The 22,606-nt window shown below is 60.9% G+C and carries 21 protein-coding genes and 1 pseudogene; 6 read left to right on the forward strand and 16 right to left on the reverse strand.

From position 1 onward, the window contains the following. Positions 1–391: 391 nt before the first annotated feature. The 6 genes from JQK88_RS16745 to JQK88_RS16770 all read right to left on the reverse strand — a co-directional run bounded on the left by JQK88_RS16745 (position 392) and on the right by JQK88_RS16770 (position 5,732). Entirely contained in the window at positions 392–1,021 is a 630-nt protein-coding gene (locus JQK88_RS16745; protein WP_203278882.1) for a PIN domain-containing protein, read from the reverse strand. Beyond that, entirely contained in the window at positions 909–1,358 is a 450-nt protein-coding gene (locus tag JQK88_RS16750; RefSeq protein ID WP_203278883.1) for a hypothetical protein, read from the reverse strand. The genes JQK88_RS16745 and JQK88_RS16750 overlap by 113 nt, the downstream gene beginning before the upstream one ends. A 63-nt stretch (positions 1,359–1,421) precedes the next feature. Further along, positions 1,422–3,503, reverse strand: a complete 2,082-nt coding sequence (locus JQK88_RS16755) for an ATP-binding protein (protein ID WP_203278884.1) — start codon at positions 3,501–3,503, stop codon at positions 1,422–1,424. 136 nt (positions 3,504–3,639) lie between these two features. Beyond that, positions 3,640–3,879 (reverse strand): hypothetical protein, encoded by a 240-nt coding sequence (locus tag JQK88_RS16760; protein WP_203278885.1) that lies wholly within the window; start codon positions 3,877–3,879, stop codon positions 3,640–3,642. Between the two features lie 114 nt (positions 3,880–3,993). Beyond that, positions 3,994–4,683 carry an SMC-Scp complex subunit ScpB gene (scpB, locus tag JQK88_RS16765; RefSeq protein WP_203278886.1) on the reverse strand — a complete coding sequence of 230 codons (690 nt, stop codon included), beginning with the start codon at positions 4,681–4,683 and terminating at the stop codon, positions 3,994–3,996. Between the two features lie 5 nt (positions 4,684–4,688). Then, complete coding sequence (locus JQK88_RS16770; protein ID WP_203278887.1) at positions 4,689–5,732, reverse strand: DUF1403 family protein; 1,044 nt, start codon at positions 5,730–5,732, stop codon at positions 4,689–4,691. A gap of 126 nt (positions 5,733–5,858) precedes the next feature. Here JQK88_RS16770 and JQK88_RS16775 point away from each other — a divergent pair, with 126 nt between their 5' ends. Continuing rightward, entirely contained in the window at positions 5,859–7,061 is a 1,203-nt protein-coding gene (locus JQK88_RS16775; RefSeq protein WP_192250429.1) for a site-specific integrase, read from the forward strand. A gap of 44 nt (positions 7,062–7,105) precedes the next feature. Here JQK88_RS16775 and JQK88_RS16780 read toward each other — a convergent pair whose 3' ends face one another. The 5 genes from JQK88_RS16780 to repA form a co-directional block, all read right to left on the reverse strand. Next, positions 7,106–7,624, reverse strand: a complete 519-nt coding sequence (locus JQK88_RS16780) for an RES family NAD+ phosphorylase (RefSeq protein WP_192250168.1) — start codon at positions 7,622–7,624, stop codon at positions 7,106–7,108. After that, the gene (locus JQK88_RS16785) at positions 7,621–8,010 is read right to left on the reverse strand and encodes an MbcA/ParS/Xre antitoxin family protein (protein ID WP_192250172.1); all 390 of its coding nucleotides are present in this window, start codon (positions 8,008–8,010) and stop codon (positions 7,621–7,623) included. The genes JQK88_RS16780 and JQK88_RS16785 overlap by 4 nt, the downstream gene beginning before the upstream one ends. A 205-nt stretch (positions 8,011–8,215) precedes the next feature. Continuing rightward, positions 8,216–9,421: a plasmid replication protein RepC gene (gene repC, locus JQK88_RS16790; protein ID WP_192250175.1), complete on the reverse strand. Its 1,206-nt coding sequence runs from the start codon at positions 9,419–9,421 to the stop codon at positions 8,216–8,218. A gap of 155 nt (positions 9,422–9,576) precedes the next feature. After that, entirely contained in the window at positions 9,577–10,542 is a 966-nt protein-coding gene (gene repB, locus JQK88_RS16795) for a plasmid partitioning protein RepB (protein ID WP_192250177.1), read from the reverse strand. A 77-nt stretch (positions 10,543–10,619) separates the two neighbouring features. Next, positions 10,620–11,822 carry a plasmid partitioning protein RepA gene (gene repA / locus JQK88_RS16800; protein WP_192250180.1) on the reverse strand — a complete coding sequence of 401 codons (1,203 nt, stop codon included), beginning with the start codon at positions 11,820–11,822 and terminating at the stop codon, positions 10,620–10,622. A 1,139-nt stretch (positions 11,823–12,961) separates the two neighbouring features. Here repA and JQK88_RS16805 point away from each other — a divergent pair. Then, the gene (locus tag JQK88_RS16805; protein ID WP_192250182.1) at positions 12,962–13,423 is read left to right on the forward strand and encodes a Ros/MucR family transcriptional regulator; all 462 of its coding nucleotides are present in this window, start codon (positions 12,962–12,964) and stop codon (positions 13,421–13,423) included. 218 nt (positions 13,424–13,641) lie between these two features. Then, the gene (locus JQK88_RS16810) at positions 13,642–13,893 is read left to right on the forward strand and encodes a hypothetical protein (protein ID WP_203278888.1); all 252 of its coding nucleotides are present in this window, start codon (positions 13,642–13,644) and stop codon (positions 13,891–13,893) included. A gap of 820 nt (positions 13,894–14,713) precedes the next feature. Here the strand turns inward: JQK88_RS16810 and JQK88_RS16815 are convergent. Next, positions 14,714–15,862 (reverse strand): tyrosine-type recombinase/integrase, encoded by a 1,149-nt coding sequence (locus JQK88_RS16815; RefSeq protein ID WP_203278889.1) that lies wholly within the window; start codon positions 15,860–15,862, stop codon positions 14,714–14,716. A gap of 115 nt (positions 15,863–15,977) precedes the next feature. Between JQK88_RS16815 and JQK88_RS16820 the strand changes: the two genes are divergently transcribed. The 3 genes from JQK88_RS16820 (at position 15,978) to JQK88_RS36210 (ending at position 18,494) form a co-directional block, all read left to right on the forward strand. Beyond that, positions 15,978–17,003, forward strand: a complete 1,026-nt coding sequence (locus tag JQK88_RS16820) for a DUF1403 family protein (protein WP_246749868.1) — start codon at positions 15,978–15,980, stop codon at positions 17,001–17,003. Positions 17,004–17,006: 3 nt separating this feature from the next. Next, a complete protein-coding gene (scpB, locus tag JQK88_RS16825) occupies positions 17,007–17,732 on the forward strand; it encodes an SMC-Scp complex subunit ScpB (RefSeq protein ID WP_192250194.1) in 726 nt (241 codons plus the stop codon). A 165-nt stretch (positions 17,733–17,897) separates the two neighbouring features. Continuing rightward, on the forward strand, positions 17,898–18,494 hold the full coding sequence (locus JQK88_RS36210) for a hypothetical protein (protein WP_246749869.1): 597 nt from the start codon (positions 17,898–17,900) through the stop codon (positions 18,492–18,494). Here JQK88_RS36210 and JQK88_RS36215 read toward each other — a convergent pair. The 4 genes and pseudogenes from JQK88_RS36215 to JQK88_RS16845 all read right to left on the reverse strand — a co-directional run. Continuing rightward, positions 18,396–18,806, reverse strand: a pseudogene (locus JQK88_RS36215) (TniQ family protein); the annotation flags it as partial. The gene JQK88_RS36210 and the pseudogene JQK88_RS36215 sit on opposite strands and share 99 nt — an antisense overlap. Continuing rightward, positions 18,803–19,681 (reverse strand): TniB family NTP-binding protein, encoded by an 879-nt coding sequence (locus JQK88_RS16835; RefSeq protein WP_192250200.1) that lies wholly within the window; start codon positions 19,679–19,681, stop codon positions 18,803–18,805. The pseudogene JQK88_RS36215 and the gene JQK88_RS16835, both read right to left, overlap by 4 nt. A 1-nt stretch (position 19,682) precedes the next feature. Further along, positions 19,683–21,335 (reverse strand): TnsB C-terminal domain-containing protein, encoded by a 1,653-nt coding sequence (locus tag JQK88_RS16840; RefSeq protein ID WP_203278890.1) that lies wholly within the window; start codon positions 21,333–21,335, stop codon positions 19,683–19,685. A 274-nt stretch (positions 21,336–21,609) separates the two neighbouring features. Beyond that, positions 21,610–22,515 carry a LysR substrate-binding domain-containing protein gene (locus JQK88_RS16845; protein WP_203278891.1) on the reverse strand — a complete coding sequence of 302 codons (906 nt, stop codon included), beginning with the start codon at positions 22,513–22,515 and terminating at the stop codon, positions 21,610–21,612. Positions 22,516–22,606 lie beyond the last annotated feature (91 nt).

Here is a 22,606-nt window from a genome sequence, read left to right on the forward strand (position 1 = left end):
TCCGTCTTCAGATGCCGATCAAAAATCGGCTCGTGATGGGCGGTTCGGTTGCGGAAAGTGCGGACGTAATCCAGAGGAGTGTGCACAGATTTACGGCTAAGACGGATATAGGGGAACGTTTTGAACACACCCGCCCACCAGATCGTCATCTCCTAGTTCGCCTCCCGCCGACAGTCAGACGGCCTCCAGCGTCGAGGAGGGTCACCCATAAGCCGAATGAAAGCACCGCGACCATGTGCGGCGGATCGTCGGGAAAGGGGCCTATCATTCCCAGTCCCGCTCCGGTTCGGAGAAAGGTTCGATGTGGCCGAAGCTCACCTCCCGAAGGCGAGGCGCGGAATTGACAACAGCATCGTCAATCTGATGTCGTTCCCACCTTTGCCAGTTACAGTTAGCGAGACCTGATAACGGTGTTGGACCGTGACGTCCTCAACCGTCCCTCCAAGAGAGACATAATCTTTGTCGATGCTGTCGCGGACCGAAAAATCGAACGATGCCTGCACTCGCACTTTGGCGGAGATCGGGACGAGGAAACGATCCTCTGCTCGTCCTCATGCCCGGCATACTCGATGTTCTCGATGACAGCCTCCTCGACTTCCGCATCCCAATTCATGAACGCGGATGCGTCGAGCTCGAAATCCAGATCGTCGAGATCGCGCTGGATCGCATAAACAATCGCGACTGCCACAGGGCCTTCCGGTTCCTTAGCGATAGAGGCAATGCAACGGGCGACAACCTCCTCGTCTTCGTGGAATAGCGCCAAGGCTTTGCCGAGGTCGTCCGCGCAGTAGAGATATTCGCTCTCATGGCAATACGCAGTCCATCCGTGATCCTTGCTGACGACGAGCACTGGACCGTTGTTTTCCGACCATTTCCGTAGAGCGGCGAGCGCAATGGCATCCGGGAATTCATGTTTCTTGTTCGACCCTGCGAATGGTGGATCTCCGCCGAAGTATCGGGTCACAAGCTCGGCAATGTCGATTGCGCTGTCGGAGGAGATGACCTCCCATGCTAATTCCATCGACAAAGGCCTGGAATAGGCCGCTTGCATGGTCGGCGACGGACTCGCGGGGCGTCAGTGCAGCCGCAATGTCTTTGACCGCCTTCGCATCAGCCTTCCAGACTTTCGTGTGCGCCTTCAGAGCCGACTGCAAGTGCGCGTAGGCGGTGTCATGAACCGTTGTCATGTGACTCTTCACCTCCCCGGCGACGATGTCCGCCATGAGCGCTGCGACGTTCTTGGTTCTGAGGTTTCCGATGCTCAACAGAATCCGATTATCGAGATTCCCATTGGTGTTGAGACCGTCGATGATGTTCGCGTCGATAGTGAAACCCTTCACCGCACCCGCCTCGATCATCCCTCTCATCTCGTCGGCATCATATGGTGGCATCTAATCCCCGTTCCTATATACTCTCCCCGGCTAGGCGATTGCCTCGGCCGTCGCATCCTCTTCCGTGCGAAGGCGATGATGCGCCGCTTGCTGCGCTTCTATGAAGAAGCTCTTTCCGGATATGCCTGCACGATCGAAGAACGCCTGATTTCTCTCTCTCGCGTCGCTGAGGAGAGTGTCCCAGGCAATCAGCTCTATGGAGCCCTTGAACCCGGATCGAGGCTGATAGAACCGACCACGGCCATCGGCCGTGCGATCCCAGGAATAGGTCCAATCGTCCATCTTCCCGACAATGTCGGCGACGATGAAGCAATAGAAGACGGTGTCTTCCTTGAGCTTTATCGGGCGCCCTTTGACGTCCAGTTTCCCTCCTTCCAGCAATCGCCGAACATAGCGCTCGACCTGGTGCTGCGGGTTCTCGTCGTCGCCATAGCCGGTTCGACCGGGGCGCTTGAACTCCACCAGCAGCACGCGTGACGGATCATCGGTTTGGCGCAATCCATGCACATGGTCGAAGATCAGCACGTCGGGGCGCTCGTCGCTCTCGACAGAACTGGAGAGGTTCTGGAATTCCTCATCGGAACTGAAATACTGCGCGAAAGTCAGTCGTTCGTCGATAATCCAGAGATCGTGAGACGCGGCAGGCACGACCTTGCGCGCGCCATCGCTCAATGTGTTGATGCGTAACGGGCAGATGAACGAGTGCAGAATGTCTTCCCGCTGATAGCTGCTATCGCGCGTGTCATCGCGGACTTTTTCCAGGAGGATCTCGATGAAATCCAACACGACCTTGCGCCGAACGATGTATTCCGCGAGGCTTTTCTGCTCTGTCTCTTCGATCGCCTTGCCGGCCGCTTCGATCGCCTTCGCGAACGCGTTGACATCCACAGACGGCTCCTTCAACCGTGCGAGAACGGCACGGATTTTTTCCGCCTGCCTCTGGTCTCGCCTGTAGCGCTCACGGGAAAGGTGGCCGAAGATGGCGTCGTCGTTCAGTTCTCCCGATGGGATTTTCCCTTGGAGCTCGTCGACGTCGCCGAAGGCGATCGACGGGTAGGATTCCGCGATCGCCCTGACTCGCGTTCGTTGATCAAGGCGGAGCGCGTTCAATGGCTCGGCTAAAAACTCCTCAATATGGGGTGTACACACGTCGTTGACGATGCGGTCGAGGACGACATCCTCGAACAGGAATTTCGTGCGCTCCTGATTGACATTTCGATCGAGGAAATCGCCTGTCAGGACAGCGTGGAACACCCTGTTCTCATTGGCACCGAAATATTTCAGGCCGAGCTTCGCGTCTATCTTGTGTGAATGAACCGTTCGATCGTGAGCAATGAAATGGACGAAGTGCGAGCCTTGCAGATCCGCACTAGCGATCTTGTCACATTCCATGAGGGTCAGTGTGAGCGCTCCGTACTCTGAGGTCGGGATATCTTTCACTGTCTTTCTGCGGTGGATGATCGAATTGATTTCTTCTGGATAGTGACGAGTCTCGTCCCCGCAGTGAACGGTGATCTGGGGTGAGCGGGAACCAATGAACGTTGGTAGAAAGTGGGAGGTGAAGTGTTGGAACACATAGGCCGACCGGCCGGGGAACTTGACCCGATAACCATTGTCACGGAGCCCGGCGAACTCAACGGTCATACCCGAGGCCGAACTCTGGCTGTCTGCCTCACGTTCCTCATAGTCCTGAATCTGGTCCGATAGCGAGAGGACAAAGCGGAATCGTCGGCATTTGAGGATTCCGCCCTCGGAGAAATTACTGGCCACGGTGGTGTTTTCGAAGCAGTCGAGCCAAAGAAGCCGACCGACGCCCTTTCCACCACGAGCAATCTTGTTGTCGGTGTCTGTTGTCGTGAATGCTTCGAAGTTTTTGGTATCCAGACCTACGCCATTATCCTCGACGAGGATCTTCACCGGGACCTGCTTTCGTCCCGTGACGATATTGACAATAATGCGCCCCTTTTCGGCGACATGCTTTCCAAATCGGTCCTGCACGCTGTGAATCGAATTGCTGACAGCTTCGAACAAGGGTTGCATGGCGTCGGCTGTCTTTGCGGGTTTTGGTAGCCTCTCTATTCTTTTGACAAGATTGCTTTGAAGCGTCGCCATTTGTTTCCCCCCGGGCAGATTCAACACCTTATTGCACTGCACAGGGACCTGAGCAACGCCCAGTATTTGTCGTCAACGGTGTTTGGACATCTCCGGGGTCTCCAACGTTTTGGCTCTCCAAAACGGCTCGCGCGGACTAGCGGAGCAATACCCCATCGATGTAGATGTTCCGTACAATCTTGACCCAGCTGGGGTTCATGCGAACACCGCTGCGCGGATGCGAACGCAGAAAATCCGCCACCTCATCCAAACTCGAGAGGTGGGTCGGATCCACGTTAGATCCGAAGTGATGGCAGGCAAAATAGCCATTGGAACCGGGCTCAACCCGCGCGGTCACCATCCCGCCAATGATACGTTCAATACGAGCTACCGGCATTTCTCCGCCCCCCCTTTCCTAGGCACACCCGCCTCCCAGCGCGCACCCTACACCTACGTCAATTCGGCGGCCTTCGCGACTATAGCGGCAGAACCGCAGCTCACAGCCGGCTGGCTATTCAACATCCACTTCCATATCATCGCAAAAGCCCGGCATGATGTCGCCCGCTAGCAGCTTTTCCTTCGACAGCAGGCCGGCATCCTCAAGCGCCTCGAAATCCGGTAAATCCCGCAGCGTGTCGAGGCCGAACTGCAGCAGGAATTCTTTCGTCGTCACATAGGTGTAGGGCGCGCCCGGCGTCGGACTGCGCGGGCCGGACGCGATCAGGCCGGCGCCGCGCAGACGGCCGATCAGGTCACGGCTGATCTCCTTGCCGAAGAAGGACGACAGTTCGGCGCGGGTGATCGGCTGGAAGAAGGCGATGCACATCAGCACCAGCACGTCCGACTGCGTCAGGTCTACGGCAGGCCCACCGACGGCGGTGCCAAATGCACTGCGGATGGCGTCGGCATAGGCCGGCCGGGTCAGGTGCCGAAAACCGCCGGCGACGGCCACCAGGTCGTAGGGCCGGCCACGCAGTTCTTCGCGAATATCGTCGATCAGGAGATCAATGCTGCAATTTTTGCCGACGATGCGGGCGAGCATTTCGCGTGTCACCGGTTCGCTGGCCGCGAAGATCGTTGCTTCGACACGGTTCATCCATTCCCGCCAGCGCACCGCCGGCGGCAAATGGTCCAGTTCCTGGTCGAAGAGATGATCATCTGATCTCCCCTTCCCCCGTCGCGCGCGAGCCGTCTCGGCCATCGTTGTCACAGCCCGAAAATGCGGAACGTGCTACGGCCGGACAGCTCGCGCACGGCGCCGAGCTCGACCAGCCGATCGAACAGGCGGCGCAGGCCGCGGTCGCTCATGCCGATGTTTCTGTCTGCGCGCGATGCCATGATCGCGTCCTCCGACAGCAGTCTGTCGACGATGGTGTCTGCCCCTTTCGCCCGCAGCTTTGGCGCGACGGCGAGCAGTTTTTCCGCGCGGCGTCCAAGGTCCGCCGACAAGTCGATCGCGCGCAACGCTGCGCGCGCCTGGGCGGCGAGCGCCTGCGCGGCAAACAGACTCTTGGCACGCTCAGGATCTGTCTCAATGCCTGTCGCCACAGAGCTGGCTGCCGATCGACCCGGGCGGGCGCTCGTGCCCAACGCTGCCTCGGCGCCCAGCAGCGGCACCGCATGTGTCCAACCCAGGCGTTGCGCCAGCAGCGCGTCAGCAAGCCAGGCTCCGACGGCGCGCCCAAAACCGTGTCGTTCGGCGGCCATGAACGTACCTGTCAGCATTGCGACCATTCCGGCGCCGGCACCGACTTGCCGGAGATCATCCGCCAGGCCGCTGACCAACGGCTTGTCCGGGGCATAGCCAAACTCCTCCAACACCGCGGCGAGGTTTTTTTCCTTCAGGAGATCTTCCGCGGAACGCGCCGCCAGCCGGCGCCAGGCGAGCAACAAAAGTCCGGCGGGACCGACGGACAAAAAATCGCCCGGGCGCGTGAGCAGCACGGCATCGCGCAGCGCATTTTCATCCTCGACGCGGCCGGCCTGCTTCGTCGTTGCTGCGGCCGCCGAAAGCGCCAGCCGTTGCCGCCAGACGCCGGCCCATCGATCATGCCGGCGGACCACCGCATCGAGCCCGCCGATGGCGGCGCCGGCAGCGAGCGCGACGTCTTCGACGCCTTTGCCCGCGAGGCTTTGCACATCGGAGATGGCCCGGCGCAGCCAGGCCGGCACCGTTGCCATCGGCGCAGTCGAAGGGGTACCGGCAAGCGTGGCGTGGTGGCGCGGAGAGGGTTTGGGACGCAGAATCATCGAAAAGCACGATGAATCATGGCGGCGCTTTTGGCAACAGAAAGCGCCAAAAAGCGCTGCACTTGTCGTGCAGACAAAACGAACGATAATGTTGCCTTATCATTCGTTTTCCTCTTTATAGAGAGAATGGCCTCTGTCGTCGACCAAAACCCGGAAAATCGTGCTCGGCGGCCCTCCGGAGTGTCCCACAGCACGGGGCCGCAAGACGACGTTGCAGCCCCGCGGCTGTCGGCCGAGCCCGCGGCGACGCCCGCCGACGATCTGCCCGACATCGTCGATCTCGTCCTGGAGATGGGTCGCGCCGGCGACGAACCCGCAGATGCATCCTCCTCCCCTTCCCTGCCGGCGCATCTCGAGCGGCTCGCCGATCGCGCCCGCGAGTATGTCGACGCGGCCAGCTCCGCCAACACGCGTCGCGCCTATGCCGCAGATTGGAAGCATTTTTGCGCGTGGGCGCGCCGCCAGCATCTCGATGTGTTGCCGCCCGATCCCCAAGTCGTCGGGCTCTACATCACGGCGTGCGCCTCGGGCACGGCGACGGGTGAAAAGAAGCCAAACACAGTGTCGACGATCGAGCGCCGGCTTTCCTCGCTCTCGTGGAACTATTCGCAGCGCGGCCAGCCGGTCGACCGCAAGGACCGCCATATCACGACCGTCATGGCCGGCATCCGTAACAGCCACGCCGCCCCGCCCCGGCAGAAGGAAGCGATCCTGCCGGAGGATCTTCTGGCCATGTTGGAAACGCTCGACCGTGGCAGCCTGCGTGGCCTGCGCGATCGCGCCATGCTGCTGCTCGGTTTTGCCGGGGGATTACGCCGTTCTGAGGTCGTCGGTCTGGATTGCGGCCGCGACCAGACCGAAGACGGCCGCGGCTGGATCGAGGTACTCGAAAAGGGCATCCTCGTTTCCCTTCGCGGCAAGACCGGCTGGCGCGAAGTCGAAATAGGCCGCGGCTCAACCGATACCACCTGCCCGGTTATCGCCCTGCAGATTTGGTTGAAATTCGCGCGGATTGGCCACGGACCGCTGTTTCGGCGCGTCACCGGCCAAGGCAAGGCCGTTGGCGCCGAGCGCCTCAATCCCCAGGAGGTCGCACGGCTGGTCAAGCGCGCGGCGCTTGCTGGCGGTGTTCGTAGCGATCTGTCCGAGGGTGAGCGCGGGGCAAAATTCTCGGGCCATTCGCTGCGCGCCGGTCTTGCCTCATCGGCCGAGGTCGACGAGCGTTACGTTCAAAAGCAGCTTGGCCATACGTCCGCCGAAATGACCCGCCGCTACCAGCGGCGCAGGGACCGATTTCGTGTCAATCTCACCAAGGCGAGTGGACTGTAGGCCGGGAAGACCCCCCTCCCCTGCACTTTGGATTCCAAGGGCACTTATAGCCAAGACAGCTGGTCCTTCGGCAGCCGGCCGCTCGGGTCGAACACAGTTACCTTGTGCGGGAGGTCCGGACCCCAGTCCCAAAGGACCAGGTTACGATCCTCCGTCTCGGCGCTCGGCGCGAAACTTGGGACTACAATGCCGGTAATACCTCGAGGCCGCAGCCGGTCGTAGATGGACCAGGACGCCGGCCGCTCTCCGTCGCTAAGAGCCGTCGCCCAGGCGCAGGCCATGTCCTCGAGCGCGACAGAAAATTCTCCCCTCGCCTCTTGCGTTGTCAGATCCGCGATGTCGTCGCAGTCGATCTCATAGGAACACAGCACGCACGGATCGATCCGCTGTGCAAAGCCCTGGTTGGCTTCCTTGATCGCAGTCATGATGGTCAGTGCCAGATAGAGTGCCGGCACGCCTTTGGGATTGAATCGGGCGCCTCGGATCGCCGCTCCTTCGCCGGAAGTCGGCTTGAATGCCCAACGTGGATCGTGTGCGCGGTAGCAGGTTCTGACGAACCTCACGCAAACCCGCCAACGGCCATGTGATCGAGATAATCACGGACCGCTGCTGCCTTGCCGTCCTTCACCAGCGCCTCAGCGGTGCGTCCCCCAAATGCTGGAAGCGGCTGAGCTCGATACCAGGCCATCGCCTGCTCCTTGCCGCCCGCCCAATCCGTCACGCGGCTGATGATCTCAAGCATTTCCCGTAGACGCCCCTGTGTTTTAACCGTAGCGCTGCGCTCTGAGCGATAAAGGGTCTCGCGCGCAAGACCGGCGGTCTGGGCCAACTGACCCTTGGACATGCCAAAACCGTCCGCGACCTGTTCGATCGCGATCTTCCCGTTCCGGTCCATGTAAGACAAGATGAGAGGTCCGTTCTGCTCGGGTATCTTGAGTGCCTGGCCCATAATGCTCATCCCACCATATCGAGAGTCATATTTCTTGTGCAAAAGATATGGCAGTTCTCGACAGCTTTCAAGCACCAGGACCGACCAATTTGAGCCGCTGCATCGCTACGACCCACAAGCGCCCGCGGACCCACGCCGAATTACTGCCCTATCGCGCGGATCAAACCCTGAGCTCCTGCCCCGCAAATCCCTGGCGCCCCACACTTCATCCGGTCATCTTCGCTGTTGCCCCATTGGCCTTCAGCGCCGCCATGAGCATCGGTCCGACAGAAAACTGCCCTGCCCTCGCCTTTTCGGTCAGCACCCGCAGATAACCACCTGCCGAGTTGATATGTTGCGCCCTCTGGAGGATGCAGGCGATCACGATCGCGGCAACCTCCTGGCCCATCACATGGCAGGCCTCCTCATACGCTGACGGCGAAACGCCAAGGTACCCCCGCACCTGGGCGGCGGTCATCATCAAGTCGCGCCAGGTTCCGATCCCGTTGACGGCATAGTCCGCAATCTCGGGGCAGGCTTTCAGCACAAGTCCTATTGGGTAGCCTTTCGGCTTCTCGGCCGGAATGGATCCTGGCTCGACTGCGGCCCTGCTTTTCTCTAAAGCCGGTTCAAATACAGAAATAGAGTCTGTGTTTGAATCAGATTGCTGCCGCTCATTTTGGGACTCATTGCCGCTTGGATTCATGGAATTCGTGAAGCTTTCCAGCATCCTATCCACTTCATCGTGCAGCGCGGTCAGCTCCGCAACGATCCCCTCCAGCTCCGATAGCCCGGCGCGGCGCGGAATTAGCTCTACAATGGCCCGAAACCGCCTCCAGATGGCTCCCCAGTCGCCGGGAGCACCCTCCTCGATCGCCGCCTCGACAAGCTTATGGATGTCACGGCGGTGCAGCGTTATCCGCTCGCGCATCAATTTGAGTGCCCGGTTGTCGGCGCGGACCTGCTCGGCCGCGCGCTGAAACTCCGCAGCTCGCGTCAGCAGCGGTGCCAAAGAAAAACCGAACGCTTCCTCCACAGCCCCGCCCTTTCCCTTGCGAGCGAACCTTTTGCCATTCGGACTGTCCCGGCGGATGATCAATCCGCAATTCACCAGCTCCGCGAGGTTCCTTCGCAGCGTGGAATCGGCCATGCCGTGCGCCCGCAACGACAGCTGCGCATTTGACGGAAAGACCATCAAGCCGTTTTCTTCGCTGATCTGGTCGTCCGGATAGAACGACAAAAGCCCGCTCAGCACGGCCAGGGCACGATCCCCCACGCCGATTAACGACTTACCCTCACAGAGCCAGCGATGGACCTGCCACTTCTCAACGAGGGATCCTTCCGGAATCTCTCTTGATGCCGTGTTCGCTTGCACCAGGGCAAGCGTCATCGGCCGCCGCCCAAAGGGCGTCGTAGCGTATTGCCTCTCCATTTCCTTCACCCTCGATCAGGCAAAAGAACTCTGCTCACCAAAACGGCGCCAACGACTCTTGACAGTGATTCGGGGAAGTGCGATTCTCAGCTTGCTACAGACGTGAGAAGGGCTTCCGCGACGGTGACGTTCGGGGGCCTTTTTCTTTTGCGGTTTCAGTCTCCTGTTTTGTTTGCCACTTCCGACTCCCGGAAAGCCTCGAAAAGCTCGTCGAGTTTGTCGGCGATGAATGCGCCGAAGGGGGATGCATCCCTGGACTTCAAGGCAAGCGTAAACACCTTTCCCGTGTCGGTGATCTTGGCTCGAACCGACTTGTCCTGAGGCGCCCACGCCTTTTCCTGAGCCTTCGATGATGCCCGTGGGCGTTTCACCGGGGCACTCAAAAAGTCGAAGAGACGAGCAAAACGAGCTTCACTGCCTAGGTGGCCGAAATCGGCGCTCGTCACACACTCTGCCGCCCTACCCGCGGTTCCAGGATGCTCCATGAGTTTGGCAAGCTGCCACCAGCGGTCTCTGCCAATGCTCTTGGCGGCGCCGACTGCCAGAATGATCTGCTCGGGAATGTGGCCGGTAACAGAGCGCATCTTCGAGAAGGTCGTATCATCGAGCGCAAGGGCTGACTTCACCGTTTCCGGCGAATGGCCCCGATTGAGAATGCGGTCAGCAAAAAGCGTCCTTTCGATGAAGGACAGGTTGGCTCTGGCGGCGTTCTCTTGGCCCTGGGCGATGACATGGTCCTCATCGTCCATCTTCTTGACGACGGCCCGAACGGGCCTGTCTAACTGGCGGGCGACCCTGACGCGCCTATGGCCAAAGACTGTCTGAAAACGGCCAGGAATCTCCGGGTGAGGCCTGACCAAGACCGGAGAGTCCTGCCCTCGCTGACGAATTGCCGCCAGCAACTCCTGGAACGCCTCATCGTCATCGTCCATGCGGTCCGAGACGAATGACGTGTCGACCAACGCCGGATCGAGATCGACGACCGAACTCTTTGAGAGCTCCTCGAACGACTGCATGATCGACCGGGATGCGCCGCGAACGGCATAACCCGAGACATCCCGGTTATCCGCGACTGACGTCGCTGGGCCCATCACACTGCCGAATACGTCCTTGCGCGCCATTCAATCGCTCCAATTCGCGGTTAGTCGACTGATTTCACGAGCACAATTGTCACTTTTTACTGCCGTAAAATGCGCCGTCATGATCGCCCCCATGCGCGATGAATTAGCGTTGCGATCTCAGAGTTCACGGCGTCCAGCGATTCGAGCGCTCGGTCGTAGGTTGAACGGGTAAAAGACGATTTCTCCACCTCGTAGAGCGTCTGTTTCGTCAGGCCCGCGTCCGAAATTGCCGTCGACTTGAGCATGGGATTCTCGAGGATCTGGCCTGCAAGCATCGATTGCATGAAGCCGACCATCTGCGCCTGCGGAATGTCTGTCGGTTCGTAGCGCGTGATCAGATAGCGAAACCAATCCAGCTCTATCGATGCGCCGGCAGCTTTGATGGTCTTCAAGATGCCGCCGAGCATCAGCAGGAACTGGCTCATCGACATCAAGTCAAGCATCTGCGGGTGAACGGTGATGAGCACGGATGTCGCCGCCGACATCGCCGTTAAGGTGAGATAGCCAAGCTGCGGCGGGCAATCGACAACGACGACGTCATAGCGGCTGTCCACTTCTGACAGCGCCTTTGCGATCCTGGTGAAGAACTGGCGGCCGGCATTGGACGATTTGTCCTGCATGGCGAGCGGCGTGTCGTACTCATACTCCTGCAGCTCGAGATTGGCTGGAATGATATCCAGGCCAGGGAAATTCGTCGGCATGATCACCTCGGAGATCGGCTTGCGCTCGTCATCGTAGCGGATCGCCTCATACAGAGAGAGGTTGCGATCGAGTTCCGGCTGAAAGCCGTGGAGCGCGGAGAGCGAGGCTTGCGGGTCGAGATCGATTGCAAGGACGCGGTGGCCGGTCAGCGCAAGGTGTTGGGCGAGGTGGGCGGCGGTCGTTGTCTTGCCGCTTCCACCCTTGAAATTGACGACAGCAACCACCTGGAGCTTGTCGCCGGGCTTGCGGTGTGGGACGTACTTTTTGACCTCGGTCCGGCCGTGGCGGTCAAGGAAATGGCGCAGCTCAAGCATTTGATCGGCCGTGTAAGAGCGCCGGCCGGACGGGATTTGATCGGGCAGGGGCCCTTTGCCCTCAAGATGAAGGCGCTTCAAATTGTTCTGCGACACACCTAGATAGTGGGCTACCTCAGCCATCGAAAAAGAGCGCAGCGTCTTCGTCGCGTTAGGTGGGAACTTCTCCATGCGAAGCTGGTTGAGGCGTCGCGATATCTCGGCACCCTGCTCGAGAATTTTGTCATCGAACTCGAAGCGTGGTAGCCGCATGGCGATGTTCATTCTCGTCGGAACCTGAATTGGCGCTTTTTGCGATGAAACTATTCAACAACCGCCATTAAGCTCCGATTCGGCCAACCCCCGCAAGAAGTTTTAGGTTAACAGAAGGTTAATGGCGCGGGTCGGCCCTTTTTCTGCCGGCTGATGCTGGCATCACAAAAGTCCGTGCTCATTGGCCGAAACCGGAGTTTTTCCGTTTTCCCAACTAAATGTATGTTTTCTCTGCGATAAGGACCAATTTTTACGGCAGTAAATCACAGTCGTCAGCAGCCAAGGATTGCAGATAAGGGCTGCGCAGGGCAGGGCGTTTGGATGTCGCCTGCGAGACCGGCGAGGGGCTCTTGCGGTGCTTGGGGATTGTAGCGTCCATCCGGCCCAGGCTGCCAAACGGTGAGACAGCAGGCGCGGGCCCGACCGTGTTCGAAGGGGAAGGGCAGGTGAGCAATGGTGGAAGGACGAAGCTAAGTGAGGCCGCCTGGCTTTGGGCAAGTCGCTTAAGGCAACCGATTGCGTTGGCGCCTGGCGGCGTCGATCGCGTACCTGTCGGCCCTAATGATCTTGTTCGAGAAATCCAAGCAGGCGCGTCGGGTCGCTGGCGTCGGGCGGGTGCATGGAAATATCTCGCATTTTGGATGCGTGACAATTCCTTGCCCCGACGCTCAAAGGATAGGGGGCGTATAAACCGGAATCCAGCGCGCGTCCGCAACGTTGGACAAGCTTCGCGCGCGGGATGGAGGAAATTCGCCCCCGCCGTGGCGGTGAACGGGACAGCCGCAGGAGCGTCAGCAAAGCCACGGCCGAAGACCGGGACGCGGGACCGACTGTCCCCGCCACGGCGGTCCGTAAACCGCCTTAGGGATGGAAGCTGGGCGGCCGAGACCACCGGTCGGCCGCCTGGGCGCGATGCTGAGTCAACAAAGTGGGTGGAATAGGGCTTTGTTTCGTCGGCGGCGATCCAGACGGGCGGCCATGCTGTTGATCGACGCCGGATGTCGCCAACGTGGCGCTCTGCGATTTCGTGCAGGCAAGCGGCGACAGTTGGCGTAGCGATCAATCGAAGACATTTTGCAGCTGTGGCAGTAGTTATTGCGACGTCAGAACATCCCGATTAGGAACTAATGAGATCAACAAGGAGACTGACCATGGCGGACGACGCGAGTGAACAGGCAAACAGCAATCTGTTGGGCCTGACGGCGGATATCGTTGCGGCTTATGTCCAGAACAACGCGACCTCTGTGTCCGGACTTCCGGACTTGATCGCCAGCGTCAATTCGGCATTGTCAGGATTGCTGCAGCCTGCAACGCCACCGGCGACAGTGCTCACGCCCGCCATTAATCCAAAGCGATCAGTGACCCCAGATTTCATCGTTTGTCTGGAAGATGGAAAGAAATTCAAATCGCTGAAGAGGCATCTTGCTACACACTTCGGCATGACCCCTGCACAATACCGAACCAAATGGGGATTGCCAGCGGACTATCCAATGGTCGCACCAAACTACACTGCACGGCGTTCCGCCCTTGCAAAGTCCATAGGCCTCGGCCGCAAGCCAGCCGCAAATACACCTGCCAAGAAAGTGCCGACAAAGCGGAAGGCAAAGGCCTAGTCACTTTCCTCTATCTCGATTCTGGACTCGCCCGCCTGGCTGACGCATTCTTTCCCTGGAGGCGTTGGGCCGTGTAGTTTCAGCAAGCGACGAAGGCCCTGGGGTCCGATAGGTGGGACTAAAAGGGGCAGGTGGCGCGGATCGTGGCGGTCGCATGATAAATCACCTTCAGACTGCTCGCGTGTTGATGTCCACCTTATTTGATCAAGGGACCGCCTATGCGAGAATTGCCAAAGAATATCGACGCCGACCTTGTAATCGAGATCAGTCAATTGCTCGATGATCATCCTCATTTGGTTCCGGTTCCGATCCATCAACTCACTGTGCTGGTTCGCCAGAGGGTCAAGACTGGTTTGCCTGATCGGTCCATTGAAGAGTTGATCGTCGAGATGGCCACGACACGCCAACTGGCATTGGCTTTTGATCTGCCAGGCGAGGGGAATGTTGTGCGCCTCCCGGTGAGACGATAAGACGGGGCAATGCCTACACAGGACGCTTCAGAGAAAGCAGTGCTTTTCGGCGACAATCGAGATTGGCAATCCTTCGTCGCACCAGCCGGTAGCCTTGACTATTTTATCGCCAAATGACGAATGTTTCCATGATTCGGTGGGTATAGGCGCCTATCACCAGACCCTCTGTCTTCTGGCTTAAACCTCCCGAGAAGCCACCGCGGTCTGCAAGCTGTTCTCGAGCTTAGGTCCAATTGCGTTTTATCGCGATGCCTCGGGCCCGGTAGGTAGTCACGACGTTGAGCTTCCGACGGATGTTCTGCAGCTGGAACCGACCGCACGTCGACTGACATTGCGAAGTGCTGCGATATCGTCGTTGGTCTTGCCCTGCAGGAGCCCATGCGAGGCATTCCAGCTGAAAGCTCGTCAGTCGGGACGGGGCTGCGCTCATCAGCCCGTCGTCATTGCGGCTCTGTAGGTAGCCATCGATGAAGGCACCAAGTGTCAGAACGGAATACCCGTCCGCTAACATCGTGGTGTCGGGTTTCCGCTCAAGGGACGAGAAGGTGAAGAGGGCACGCCTTCCGAACCCGTCGAAGATCGGGATCGACATCCCGAACGGATGCCAAAATTTCGGGCTTCGCCAAAGAAGGTTCGGTGAGACCTTCTTGCTGGAACGGGCAACCCGTGCTCTCGAGGAGACCGCTTCGACGACAGGGGCCACTCTAGCGAGGCCGTTGTCGCCTTTACTTCCCGATTTCAATTGAAACGCTAAGCCAGAAATCTCGCCCTTTCCGCCCGTCGCGTAGCTACTTCCACCGGGGGACGGGAGGGGGGCATTTCAAAGACCGGAGGCCTTGGTGAGGTTGGTGCGGAACCGATCACGCCGGCGCTGATATTTGCGGGTCATCTCGGCCGAGGCATGGCCGAGCTGCTTCTGCACGTAGCGCTCCTCGATGCCGGCCGAAGAGGCAAGGCCCGCGCGCAGCGAGTGCCCTGAGAACAGCAGCGCGCGCTCCCCTTCGGGAAGATCGGCGCGGACGCCGGCGGCGAGTGCCGTCTGCTTGACCAGGCGGGCGACATGCTTGTCGGAGAGACGTTCGACGTCGACGGTCTTGTTGTCCCGAAAAATGCGGCGGAAAAGCGGGCCTCTCCCGATGCGGCCCAGCCTGATCCAGGTCTCCAGCGCCACCAGCGGGCAAGAAAAATCGCTGGAGCCGCGGCCGACTTCGACCTCGCGCCAGCCGGTTTTTCCCCGCAGGGTCACCAGCACGCCCTTGTCGGCAAAAATCTCGATCCAGCCGGCGCCGTCACTATTGTCGTCTCGCACGACGTCGAGGCCGACGATTTCGGAGCGGCGCAAGCCGCCGGCGAAGCCGAGCAGCAGGATGGCGCGGTCGCGCAGGCCGCGCAGATCATGGCGGAGCGTCGCGATCATCGCCAAGAGATCGTCGCCGAGCACGGCTTCCTTCTGCCCTGGCGGCTTTGCGTGCTTGCGGCGAATGCCGGCGAGGACCGTGGCGATATGCCGATCGGATCGATCCATTGGCAGGCCGCGCTGGGCAAAATTCCAGGCGAGGCCGGAGAGGCGGCGTTCAATTGTGGCGACCGAAAGGGGAAGCAAGCCCCGCTGGGGTTCACCGGCGGCGGTGCCCGAGGCAGTGCCCGAGGCAGTGCCTGAGGCACAGGCGCTGATATAGAGCCCGATTATTTGTACCTCTGGCGGCAGGGGCTCGAAACCGTTGCGCCGGCACCAGGCGGAAAAATGCCGCCAGTCCTTGGCGTAGGCGATCTGGGTGTTTTCGGAGCTGGCGGCCTTGGCGGAGGCCGTCGCGGTCTCGACAAGGGCTTCCAGGCGCGCCGGCGCCCACCGGGTGGGGGGTGAGGCGCCCATTTCCAGCACCAGATCGACGATATCGGGCAGATCGCCATCTGGATGGTCGGCGGGCGGGAGGTCGATTTTGGTGGGTTTCGATGGGGGATCTTCCATGATTTGGCAGGCTATCCGCATACGTCCGATAAGGCAAGCTTACCGGACATAAAACGATATCGACAGGTGCGGCGGTTCTTGCGCATTTGCGTTGCCAGAAGCGCCGCTGTGATTCATGCTCTCAACGATGATTCTTCGCCCCAAGCCGCTCTCGCGCCACGCAGTCCAGCCGCTCGGCGCCGCGCCGATCGCGCCCATGGCGACTGTGCCATCCTGGCTGCGCAGGGCAATCGAGACGTCGCAAAACCTTGAGGATGCTGCGATCGCCGCGGGCGCCGCCATCGGCGCGCTCGATGCGATAATCCGTCGGCAGGAGCGATGGGCTGGCGCCTGGCGGCAGCGTCTCGCGCTCGCCGCGGCCGCGGTGACGGCGCGGCAGGCGGGGCGCACCGAGGACGAAGCCGGGCTGCGCGACGCTGTGCTGCTCGCCCGCCCCGGCGATTTTTTGTCCGTCGGCCCCGCCGGTCTTTTGCTCCTAGCTTGGCGCCGGCTGGCAGCCCGGCCCGCAGAGGATCTTCTGACGGGGGGAAACCTCGCCGCGGTATTGGAAGAATTCGGTCACGCCCGCGACGACGAGGCGGTCGGCGATCTGGCGGATGAGCTTCGGCAGCTCGGCGCCAGCGCCGGGACGGTCGGGACGCTGACGGGTGCCGTCGCGGCCGCCGAGCGCTACGGATTCGGGCGCGTCGTCGGATTTTGGCTTGCCGACGCGCTACTCGCGCAAAAGCTGGGCTGGCAGCATGCCGTACCGCTCCTGGGCGCCGAGGCGTCCTTGGGTATGAGCGCTCGCCCGCGTCGATCGGCAACGAGCTCTCCGGTGACGGGCATTGAAACAGAAACCGAGCGTGCGAAAGGTCTGCTGGCCGCCCAGGCGCGTGCCGCGCTGCGCGCGATCGACCTGTCGATCGGACTTGAGCGCCGCGCGGAGCGGCTGCTCGCCGTCGCGCCGAAACTGCGGGCGAAGGGCGCAGACGCTGTCGTCGAACAGCTGCTGTCCGACGACGCGCTCGTGGCATCGCGCGGGGACAAAAAGACCGGGATGAGCGACCGCGGCCTGCGCCGCCTGTTCGACCGGCTGGTCGAGCTCGGTGCCGTGCGTGAATTGTCAGGTCGTCCGACCTTCCGCATCTACGGGCTTTAGGAAATGGCTGAAGCGGCGCGCAAGAGGCGAGGGCAGGGCCGGTCAGATGACCGCCGATCAGCTGACCAGCTGTTTGACCGGGAGCTGGATCACCTGCCGCCCGAGGTTCGTTGGAGGGAATGGATGAACCGGGTCGAGGCCACGATCTTCGCAGCGAGCGAGCCGGTGACCCGCGAGGTGCTTGCCCGGATCGTCGGCAGGACCTGCAGCATCGATCTGTTGATCGACGACATCCGCGAGGAACTGCGCGGCCGACCCTACGATCTGGTCGCGATCGCCGGCGGCTGGAAGCATCTGACGCGGCCGGCCTATGCCGACGCCATCCGCAGTGCATTTGGCACAGCCGTCGGCGGGAGCGGGGGTGCCGTAGACATGACGCAATCCGAGGTACTGGTATTGATGTGCATCGCCTATTTCCAGCCGATCACCCGCGCGGAACTGTCGTCGTTCTTCGGCAAAGAAGTTTCGCGCGACCTGATCGGCCATCTGCGCGGCGCCGCCCTGATTGCCTCCGGACCGCGCAGCCCGACACCCGGCGCGCCGTACACCTATGTCACGACGAAAGCGTTTCTGGTGGAGTTCGGCCTCGACACGCTGCGTGACCTGCCGGATTTCGAGGCGCTCGAGGATGCCGGCTTGCTGTCGAAGGAAAAACTGCTGGCGGGAGACATCATGCCGGGCTTTTCCAATGACGGAGACGAGGACGCAGGTGTCGCCGGTGATGAATAGCATGCTGCTCCCCGAGAAAGCGGTTCGCGGGCTTCCGCGCAGGACCGCGAGAACAGGGTGACGCTTCGTTCGGATCGCACGATCAGTGGCGCGCGAATAGGCCTCGAGCAGAACCGCAAGGTCAGCGCCGGGCGGGGGTGACCGCACCGAGCTCTGCGATCCTTGATGCTTGTCCATGAAATCCGCGAAGTGCGCGATCAACCTACCATGGCCGCCTGCAGCCAGAATAAGCCGACGCCGCCGGGCAACCGCATCGTGCTCATCTGCCGTCAACCAGCTGACAGGCTTGTCCGCGAGCCATTCGAAGCAGCGGATACGCGAGGACGTGGACAGGTTCGTGAGCGTCTTTCCCGATGCGACGCCTGCAATGATAGGCACGCGCAGCAGGCGCGAAATCAGCTCGCCGATCGTCGTCGCTCCCTTGGCCATCTCCACCTTGCAGATATCGTCGATCGACCGTTCCAGCCGTCGTGCCGACGTTTTGACGAAGACCTTCGATGCCCTGCGCAGATCGAAAGCGCATCGGGCGCAGAACTGCTGCGGCATCAGTTCGGTCTGGTCGAAGGATGCAATCCCGCTTCGACAGGCGGGACATCGATCGCGCAGGCCGCAACCATGCAAGAAGCAGGAGATGCGCGATGCCAGCCGCCACTGCCGCCGAAAATATGGCGCCTCGTCGCCGGCAAGGCATTGAGGGCAATACTGCATCCAGGTCGAACGATTCCGGCGCGCGTTCTCGCGCAGCGGCAGCAGAAGCGGTGACAACGCTGGACCAGTCATCGCCATCCCTGAGATTGCTTCCTGCGGAACGCCTGACTGATGACAGAGCAGAGCCGCGACATCGCGCGGAAGCCGAAGGTCGAGGCGAGGCGACCACATCCCGTCGCCGAGCCCGAGGACGTTGGCGAACAACCGCGGTGCGATTCCGTTCGCAATCGCGAGGCGGTGGAGCCAGCTCGACAGCAATTCATCGGGCTGCGGGTCAATGGCCACAGGCCACCGATCCCGAACGACATCTCCGTATCGCTCGCGGATCTCGATGGCGAAACCCGCGCCTGTCGCGTCTCGGTTCACAGCAGGCCGCCGCGTGCCGGAGCCCGTTGGCGCTTCGAGACCGGGACGTAGTGCAGCTCCTCGAGCCCGGATTTCGTGATCCGCTCCACACCGGACCTCGCCGCGGCCGCAGCCCCTGCAGCGACGATCGCCACAATCTCGCCGATCAGTCCCTCGGAGAGTTGGAAGATCATCCGCGCCAATTTCTCATCGGAAAGATCGGAAGCACGGGCGAGCGGCAAGGCGGCTTCGAGGCTGTCCAGGAGCGTTAGGAATTCCTCGCCGTACTGCCACCGCGGCACCGCGAGCAATTCGAAGCGGGTCGCCATTTCTGCGGTCTGGTTGATAAAATCGTAGACGGCGACCTCGCCGATCAGAACCGGCGAAATGTCAAACTGGCGGCCAATCCGTCTCAGGAACGCAAGAACCGCCTCGACGTCTCGCGACCGGCCTCGCAGCGCATTGTGGAATTCGTCGAAGATCAGGATTTTGGGCTTCAGGCTGTCAAGCAGATGATCGATCTGTTCGGCCTTGCGGCCGACATTCCGGCCGTTGCCAACCGGAGCACGCAATGCCTGCAGGATGCTTCCATAAAAATGGGCAAGTCCGGCCCCCTCACGCGTCTGCACCACCCAAACCCGCTGCTGCTCGGCGGTTTTTAGATGCTCCACGGCAAACCGCTCCGCAATCATCGTCTTGCCGTTGGCATAGGGTCCGACCAGCATCAGGCCTCGGGTCCGTAGCGCCGGCGGCCGCGCCAGCAGTTCGGCCAGACGTTCATGCGCTTGCATCGCGACCTGATGCCCGATCCATCGCTGCGCCTGGATGTAGGCGATCCGGTTTTCCGTGCTGCGGTCGAGATACGGACGAACGTGGTCGAGCAGATGGTCCATCATGTCACCAGTCCTCGACCGGCAGCCGGCGCTTCGGACGCACGGGATGTTCGGTCGGCGCCAGCGTCGGCGGGCGCATGGCGTCATAGGGTTTGGCGGCCTTTGCCGCGTGCGCTCGACGCACGGCATTGCGCAGCTCGATCTTCGAAGGCTTTTGCCCGCCGGCGATTTCCGCGATCCGGCGGCGGAGCGTCACTTTCTCGACATCCGTTCGCGCATTCGTGGCGCGTCGTTTCCAGCGGTCGGCTTCGTGCTCCCACAACGTGATCGGCGCGAGCAATCCGTCGCGCCGCTGCACGGGTCGAAACTCCCTGGTTTCAGGATCGCGGACATAGACGTGGCTGATGTCGCGCGGGTCGTATCGCACCTCGAGCTTGTCCAGCCGGTCTCGCTGTGGGACCAGGCCGCCCAGCCAGGGCGAGTAGTAATCCAGAGCGAACATGCTGACGCCCTGCGGCGAGATCCGCCTTTCCGTGCCGGGCAGGAATGCCAGCAAGACGCGCATCGGGTCATCGTCACAGCGCGAAAAATCTTGCCCCTGCCTGTCCCACTCTGTTGCCGGCACCTTCAATGTCTTCGCGTTTTCCTGAAGGTTGTGGTCGATCACCGCGAACGCGACGCATCGTTCGAGATCGGCGAAGCTGAGGCGAGCTCGTCGCTCTGCGGGATAGTGGTCGCGGTCTGCCACGGATCGGCCCGTCGAGCCTGGCTGCGTTGCCAGAACAGAGTTGAGCTTGCCGAGCAGCCTCTCAACCACCCCGCCCTGATGGACGCGGCCGCGATCCCGGTAGCGGATCCGAATGCCGTAGTCCTCGCACCCGCGCTGGAAGGCATTCCCTTTGAACTCCCGGGCTGAGTCGGTGACGAGCGACCGTGGTCGACCGAACATCGGCCATCCATGCTCGATGCCGCGCGCGGCCAACCATGCCTCCCTTGGACACATGGCTTGCGCCAGGCAGAGCGCGACCGACAGCGCCGACGGCTTCTCCAGCGTGAGGCAGGATCCAAGAATGCAGCGGGTCGCCACGTCGGTGACGATCGTGAGAAATGCCCGCCCGATGAACGTTCCGCCGCCGTCGACGACCTCCACGAAGTTGATGTCGGTAGGCGTGTGATCGATCTGACAGACATCGAGCGGGCGCGCCGCATGGATATATCCCGGCCGCGGCTTGAGCCGGCGGAGATGCTTCGGGTTCGCGGATCGTTTCTTCGCGATCTCCTCGGGGCTGAACAGCCCGGGTATCCGGCGGGCGACGGTGAGATAGGATGGAGCGGCTAGGCCGGTCTCCTCGCAGCGAGCGCGGACCTCCGCCACGACGGGAGCAAGCGGCGGAGCCTCCAGCACCAGCCACTGCTCTCGCAGCGTCTTCGCGATGATCTCCTCGATGCCCTGGTCAAGGCGCTTCTTACGGACGCCATCCAGCCGGGGCAGCAGTGATGTCACGGTCCGATCGATGCGGTAACGCGCGAGCAGGTTGTAGACCTGTCGGGTCGAGAGGCGCAGCTCGGCCGCGGCCCGATTGATTGCCGCATGTCGGGGGCCCGAACCGTCGAGAATCCTGTCCAGCTCACGCGCTACGCGGCGCGCGGCCGACCACGCTTCATCGGAATGTGACGCGGCTGGCGTCCCTTGTCGGTGGTGTAATCGGTTCGGCAAATTGAGTGGTCAGTGCAATCGTTAGTTAAAAATCGCGTCGGCTATAACGCCCAAACCTAAACAGGATATGACATCTGCGCCTTTGAAATCGGGAAAGCAAAAGCGACAGACGTGATCATGACCCTGCCGTCGAGCCTGACGCAATCAGCCACCGATAGGAGGCGTCTCGTATCGCTTAGGGCCCCCGTCGTCCTTGGAAGCTTCACGATTGAATCTCGCGTGGCGGGGTAGTGTAGATCGAGGCTGGCACGCCGGCATCGAGGATCGGCGCTGTTCAAACACTCAAACGTCTCTGCGTCTCGCTTGCCTCACTCAAAATCCAGTCGCGAAAGCTCCTAACCTTCGCAATACGCGCTTTTTCGGTGACGGCGATGGCGTAATACCCATCTTGGGTTGGCACGGAATTGTCGATCGCTATGACTATTTTTCCTGACGCCAAGGCGTCGTTTGCGGAAACGTCGCGTACTACGGCTAGACCTTGACCCGTGCTGGCAGCTTGAATCAGCAATGTGTCGTCGGGATAGCTTGGTCCTTTCATGGTGCCTTTGGGCAGCCTCACACCTGAGGCGGCGAACCAGGTTGACCAGTCTGTCCGTATCCGGTCATGCAGGAGAGGATAGCGCAGGCAATCAGCCGGTGTCGTCAGAGGGCCGTGCATCAAAAGATCGGGGCTTGCGACGACAATGAGTCGCGGCGAGAAAAGGCGAACCGCATCCAGTCCCGGCCACTTCCCGGCTCCATAGCGAACACCGACGTCGATCGCTTCGGCCTTGAGGTCGACGGGCTGTTCGGTGATCTCAATACGCACCTCTATGGTCGGATGCAGTTTTGAGAAACGCCCGATCCTCGACGTAAGCCAGCAGGCAGCGAAGGTGGGGGTGGTCGTCACGATCAACGTTTCCGGTCCCGGTCGCCTGTCGGCAAACAACGAAATCGCATCGTCAATCTGCTGGAAGCCGGGAGCGAGGTTCCCATACAGAAGCAGCCCCTCTCGTGTCAGCTTGATCTCGCGGTTCCCACGGGCGAACAGGCGAACGCCGAGTTGAAGCTCCAATAGCTTTATCTGCTGGCTTACCGCTCCTGGCGTCACGCCCAGGTCCTTTGCAGCGCCTTTTACGCTGCCGTTTCGCCCGACCTCGACAAAGGCGCGCAGAGCGGGGAGAGAGACTGGGATCGTCATACTTCAATTTAGCTATACTAAACCGACGCGCAATAGAAATCAGTTGTCGAAATTCTCACGACGATCTACCCGCTGCTCGCAGGGCGTCTTT

It is taken from the genome of Mesorhizobium caraganae (genome assembly GCF_016836705.1).
In the GTDB taxonomy this organism is placed as follows: Bacteria; Pseudomonadota; Alphaproteobacteria; order Rhizobiales; family Rhizobiaceae; genus Mesorhizobium; species Mesorhizobium caraganae.

What these genes read in the sequence shown, in the direction of transcription:
- JQK88_RS16805 (WP_192250182.1), top strand. Translation starts at nt 12,962, where the DNA reads ATGGCGGACGACGCGAGTGAACAGGCAAACAGCAATCTGTTGGGCCTG.
- JQK88_RS16835 (WP_192250200.1), bottom strand. Translation starts at nt 19,681, where the DNA reads ATGATGGACCATCTGCTCGACCACGTTCGTCCGTATCTCGACCGCAGC.
- JQK88_RS16785 (WP_192250172.1), bottom strand. Translation starts at nt 8,010, where the DNA reads ATGGGCCAGGCACTCAAGATACCCGAGCAGAACGGACCTCTCATCTTG.
- JQK88_RS16745 (WP_203278882.1), bottom strand. Translation starts at nt 1,021, where the DNA reads ATGGAATTAGCATGGGAGGTCATCTCCTCCGACAGCGCAATCGACATT.
- scpB (WP_203278886.1), bottom strand. Translation starts at nt 4,683, where the DNA reads ATGGCCGAGACGGCTCGCGCGCGACGGGGGAAGGGGAGATCAGATGAT.
- repC (WP_192250175.1), bottom strand. Translation starts at nt 9,421, where the DNA reads ATGGAGAGGCAATACGCTACGACGCCCTTTGGGCGGCGGCCGATGACG.
- JQK88_RS16755 (WP_203278884.1), bottom strand. Translation starts at nt 3,503, where the DNA reads ATGGCGACGCTTCAAAGCAATCTTGTCAAAAGAATAGAGAGGCTACCA.
- repA (WP_192250180.1), bottom strand. Translation starts at nt 11,822, where the DNA reads ATGAACATCGCCATGCGGCTACCACGCTTCGAGTTCGATGACAAAATT.
- scpB (WP_192250194.1), top strand. Translation starts at nt 17,007, where the DNA reads ATGGCTGAAGCGGCGCGCAAGAGGCGAGGGCAGGGCCGGTCAGATGAC.
- JQK88_RS16770 (WP_203278887.1), bottom strand. Translation starts at nt 5,732, where the DNA reads ATGATTCTGCGTCCCAAACCCTCTCCGCGCCACCACGCCACGCTTGCC.
- JQK88_RS16760 (WP_203278885.1), bottom strand. Translation starts at nt 3,879, where the DNA reads ATGCCGGTAGCTCGTATTGAACGTATCATTGGCGGGATGGTGACCGCG.
- JQK88_RS16820 (WP_246749868.1), top strand. Translation starts at nt 15,978, where the DNA reads ATGCTCTCAACGATGATTCTTCGCCCCAAGCCGCTCTCGCGCCACGCA.
- JQK88_RS16810 (WP_203278888.1), top strand. Translation starts at nt 13,642, where the DNA reads ATGCGAGAATTGCCAAAGAATATCGACGCCGACCTTGTAATCGAGATC.
- JQK88_RS16815 (WP_203278889.1), bottom strand. Translation starts at nt 15,862, where the DNA reads ATGGAAGATCCCCCATCGAAACCCACCAAAATCGACCTCCCGCCCGCC.
- repB (WP_192250177.1), bottom strand. Translation starts at nt 10,542, where the DNA reads ATGGCGCGCAAGGACGTATTCGGCAGTGTGATGGGCCCAGCGACGTCA.
- JQK88_RS16845 (WP_203278891.1), bottom strand. Translation starts at nt 22,515, where the DNA reads ATGACGATCCCAGTCTCTCTCCCCGCTCTGCGCGCCTTTGTCGAGGTC.
- JQK88_RS16775 (WP_192250429.1), top strand. Translation starts at nt 5,859, where the DNA reads ATGGCCTCTGTCGTCGACCAAAACCCGGAAAATCGTGCTCGGCGGCCC.
- JQK88_RS36210 (WP_246749869.1), top strand. Translation starts at nt 17,898, where the DNA reads ATGCTTGTCCATGAAATCCGCGAAGTGCGCGATCAACCTACCATGGCC.
- JQK88_RS16750 (WP_203278883.1), bottom strand. Translation starts at nt 1,358, where the DNA reads ATGATCGAGGCGGGTGCGGTGAAGGGTTTCACTATCGACGCGAACATC.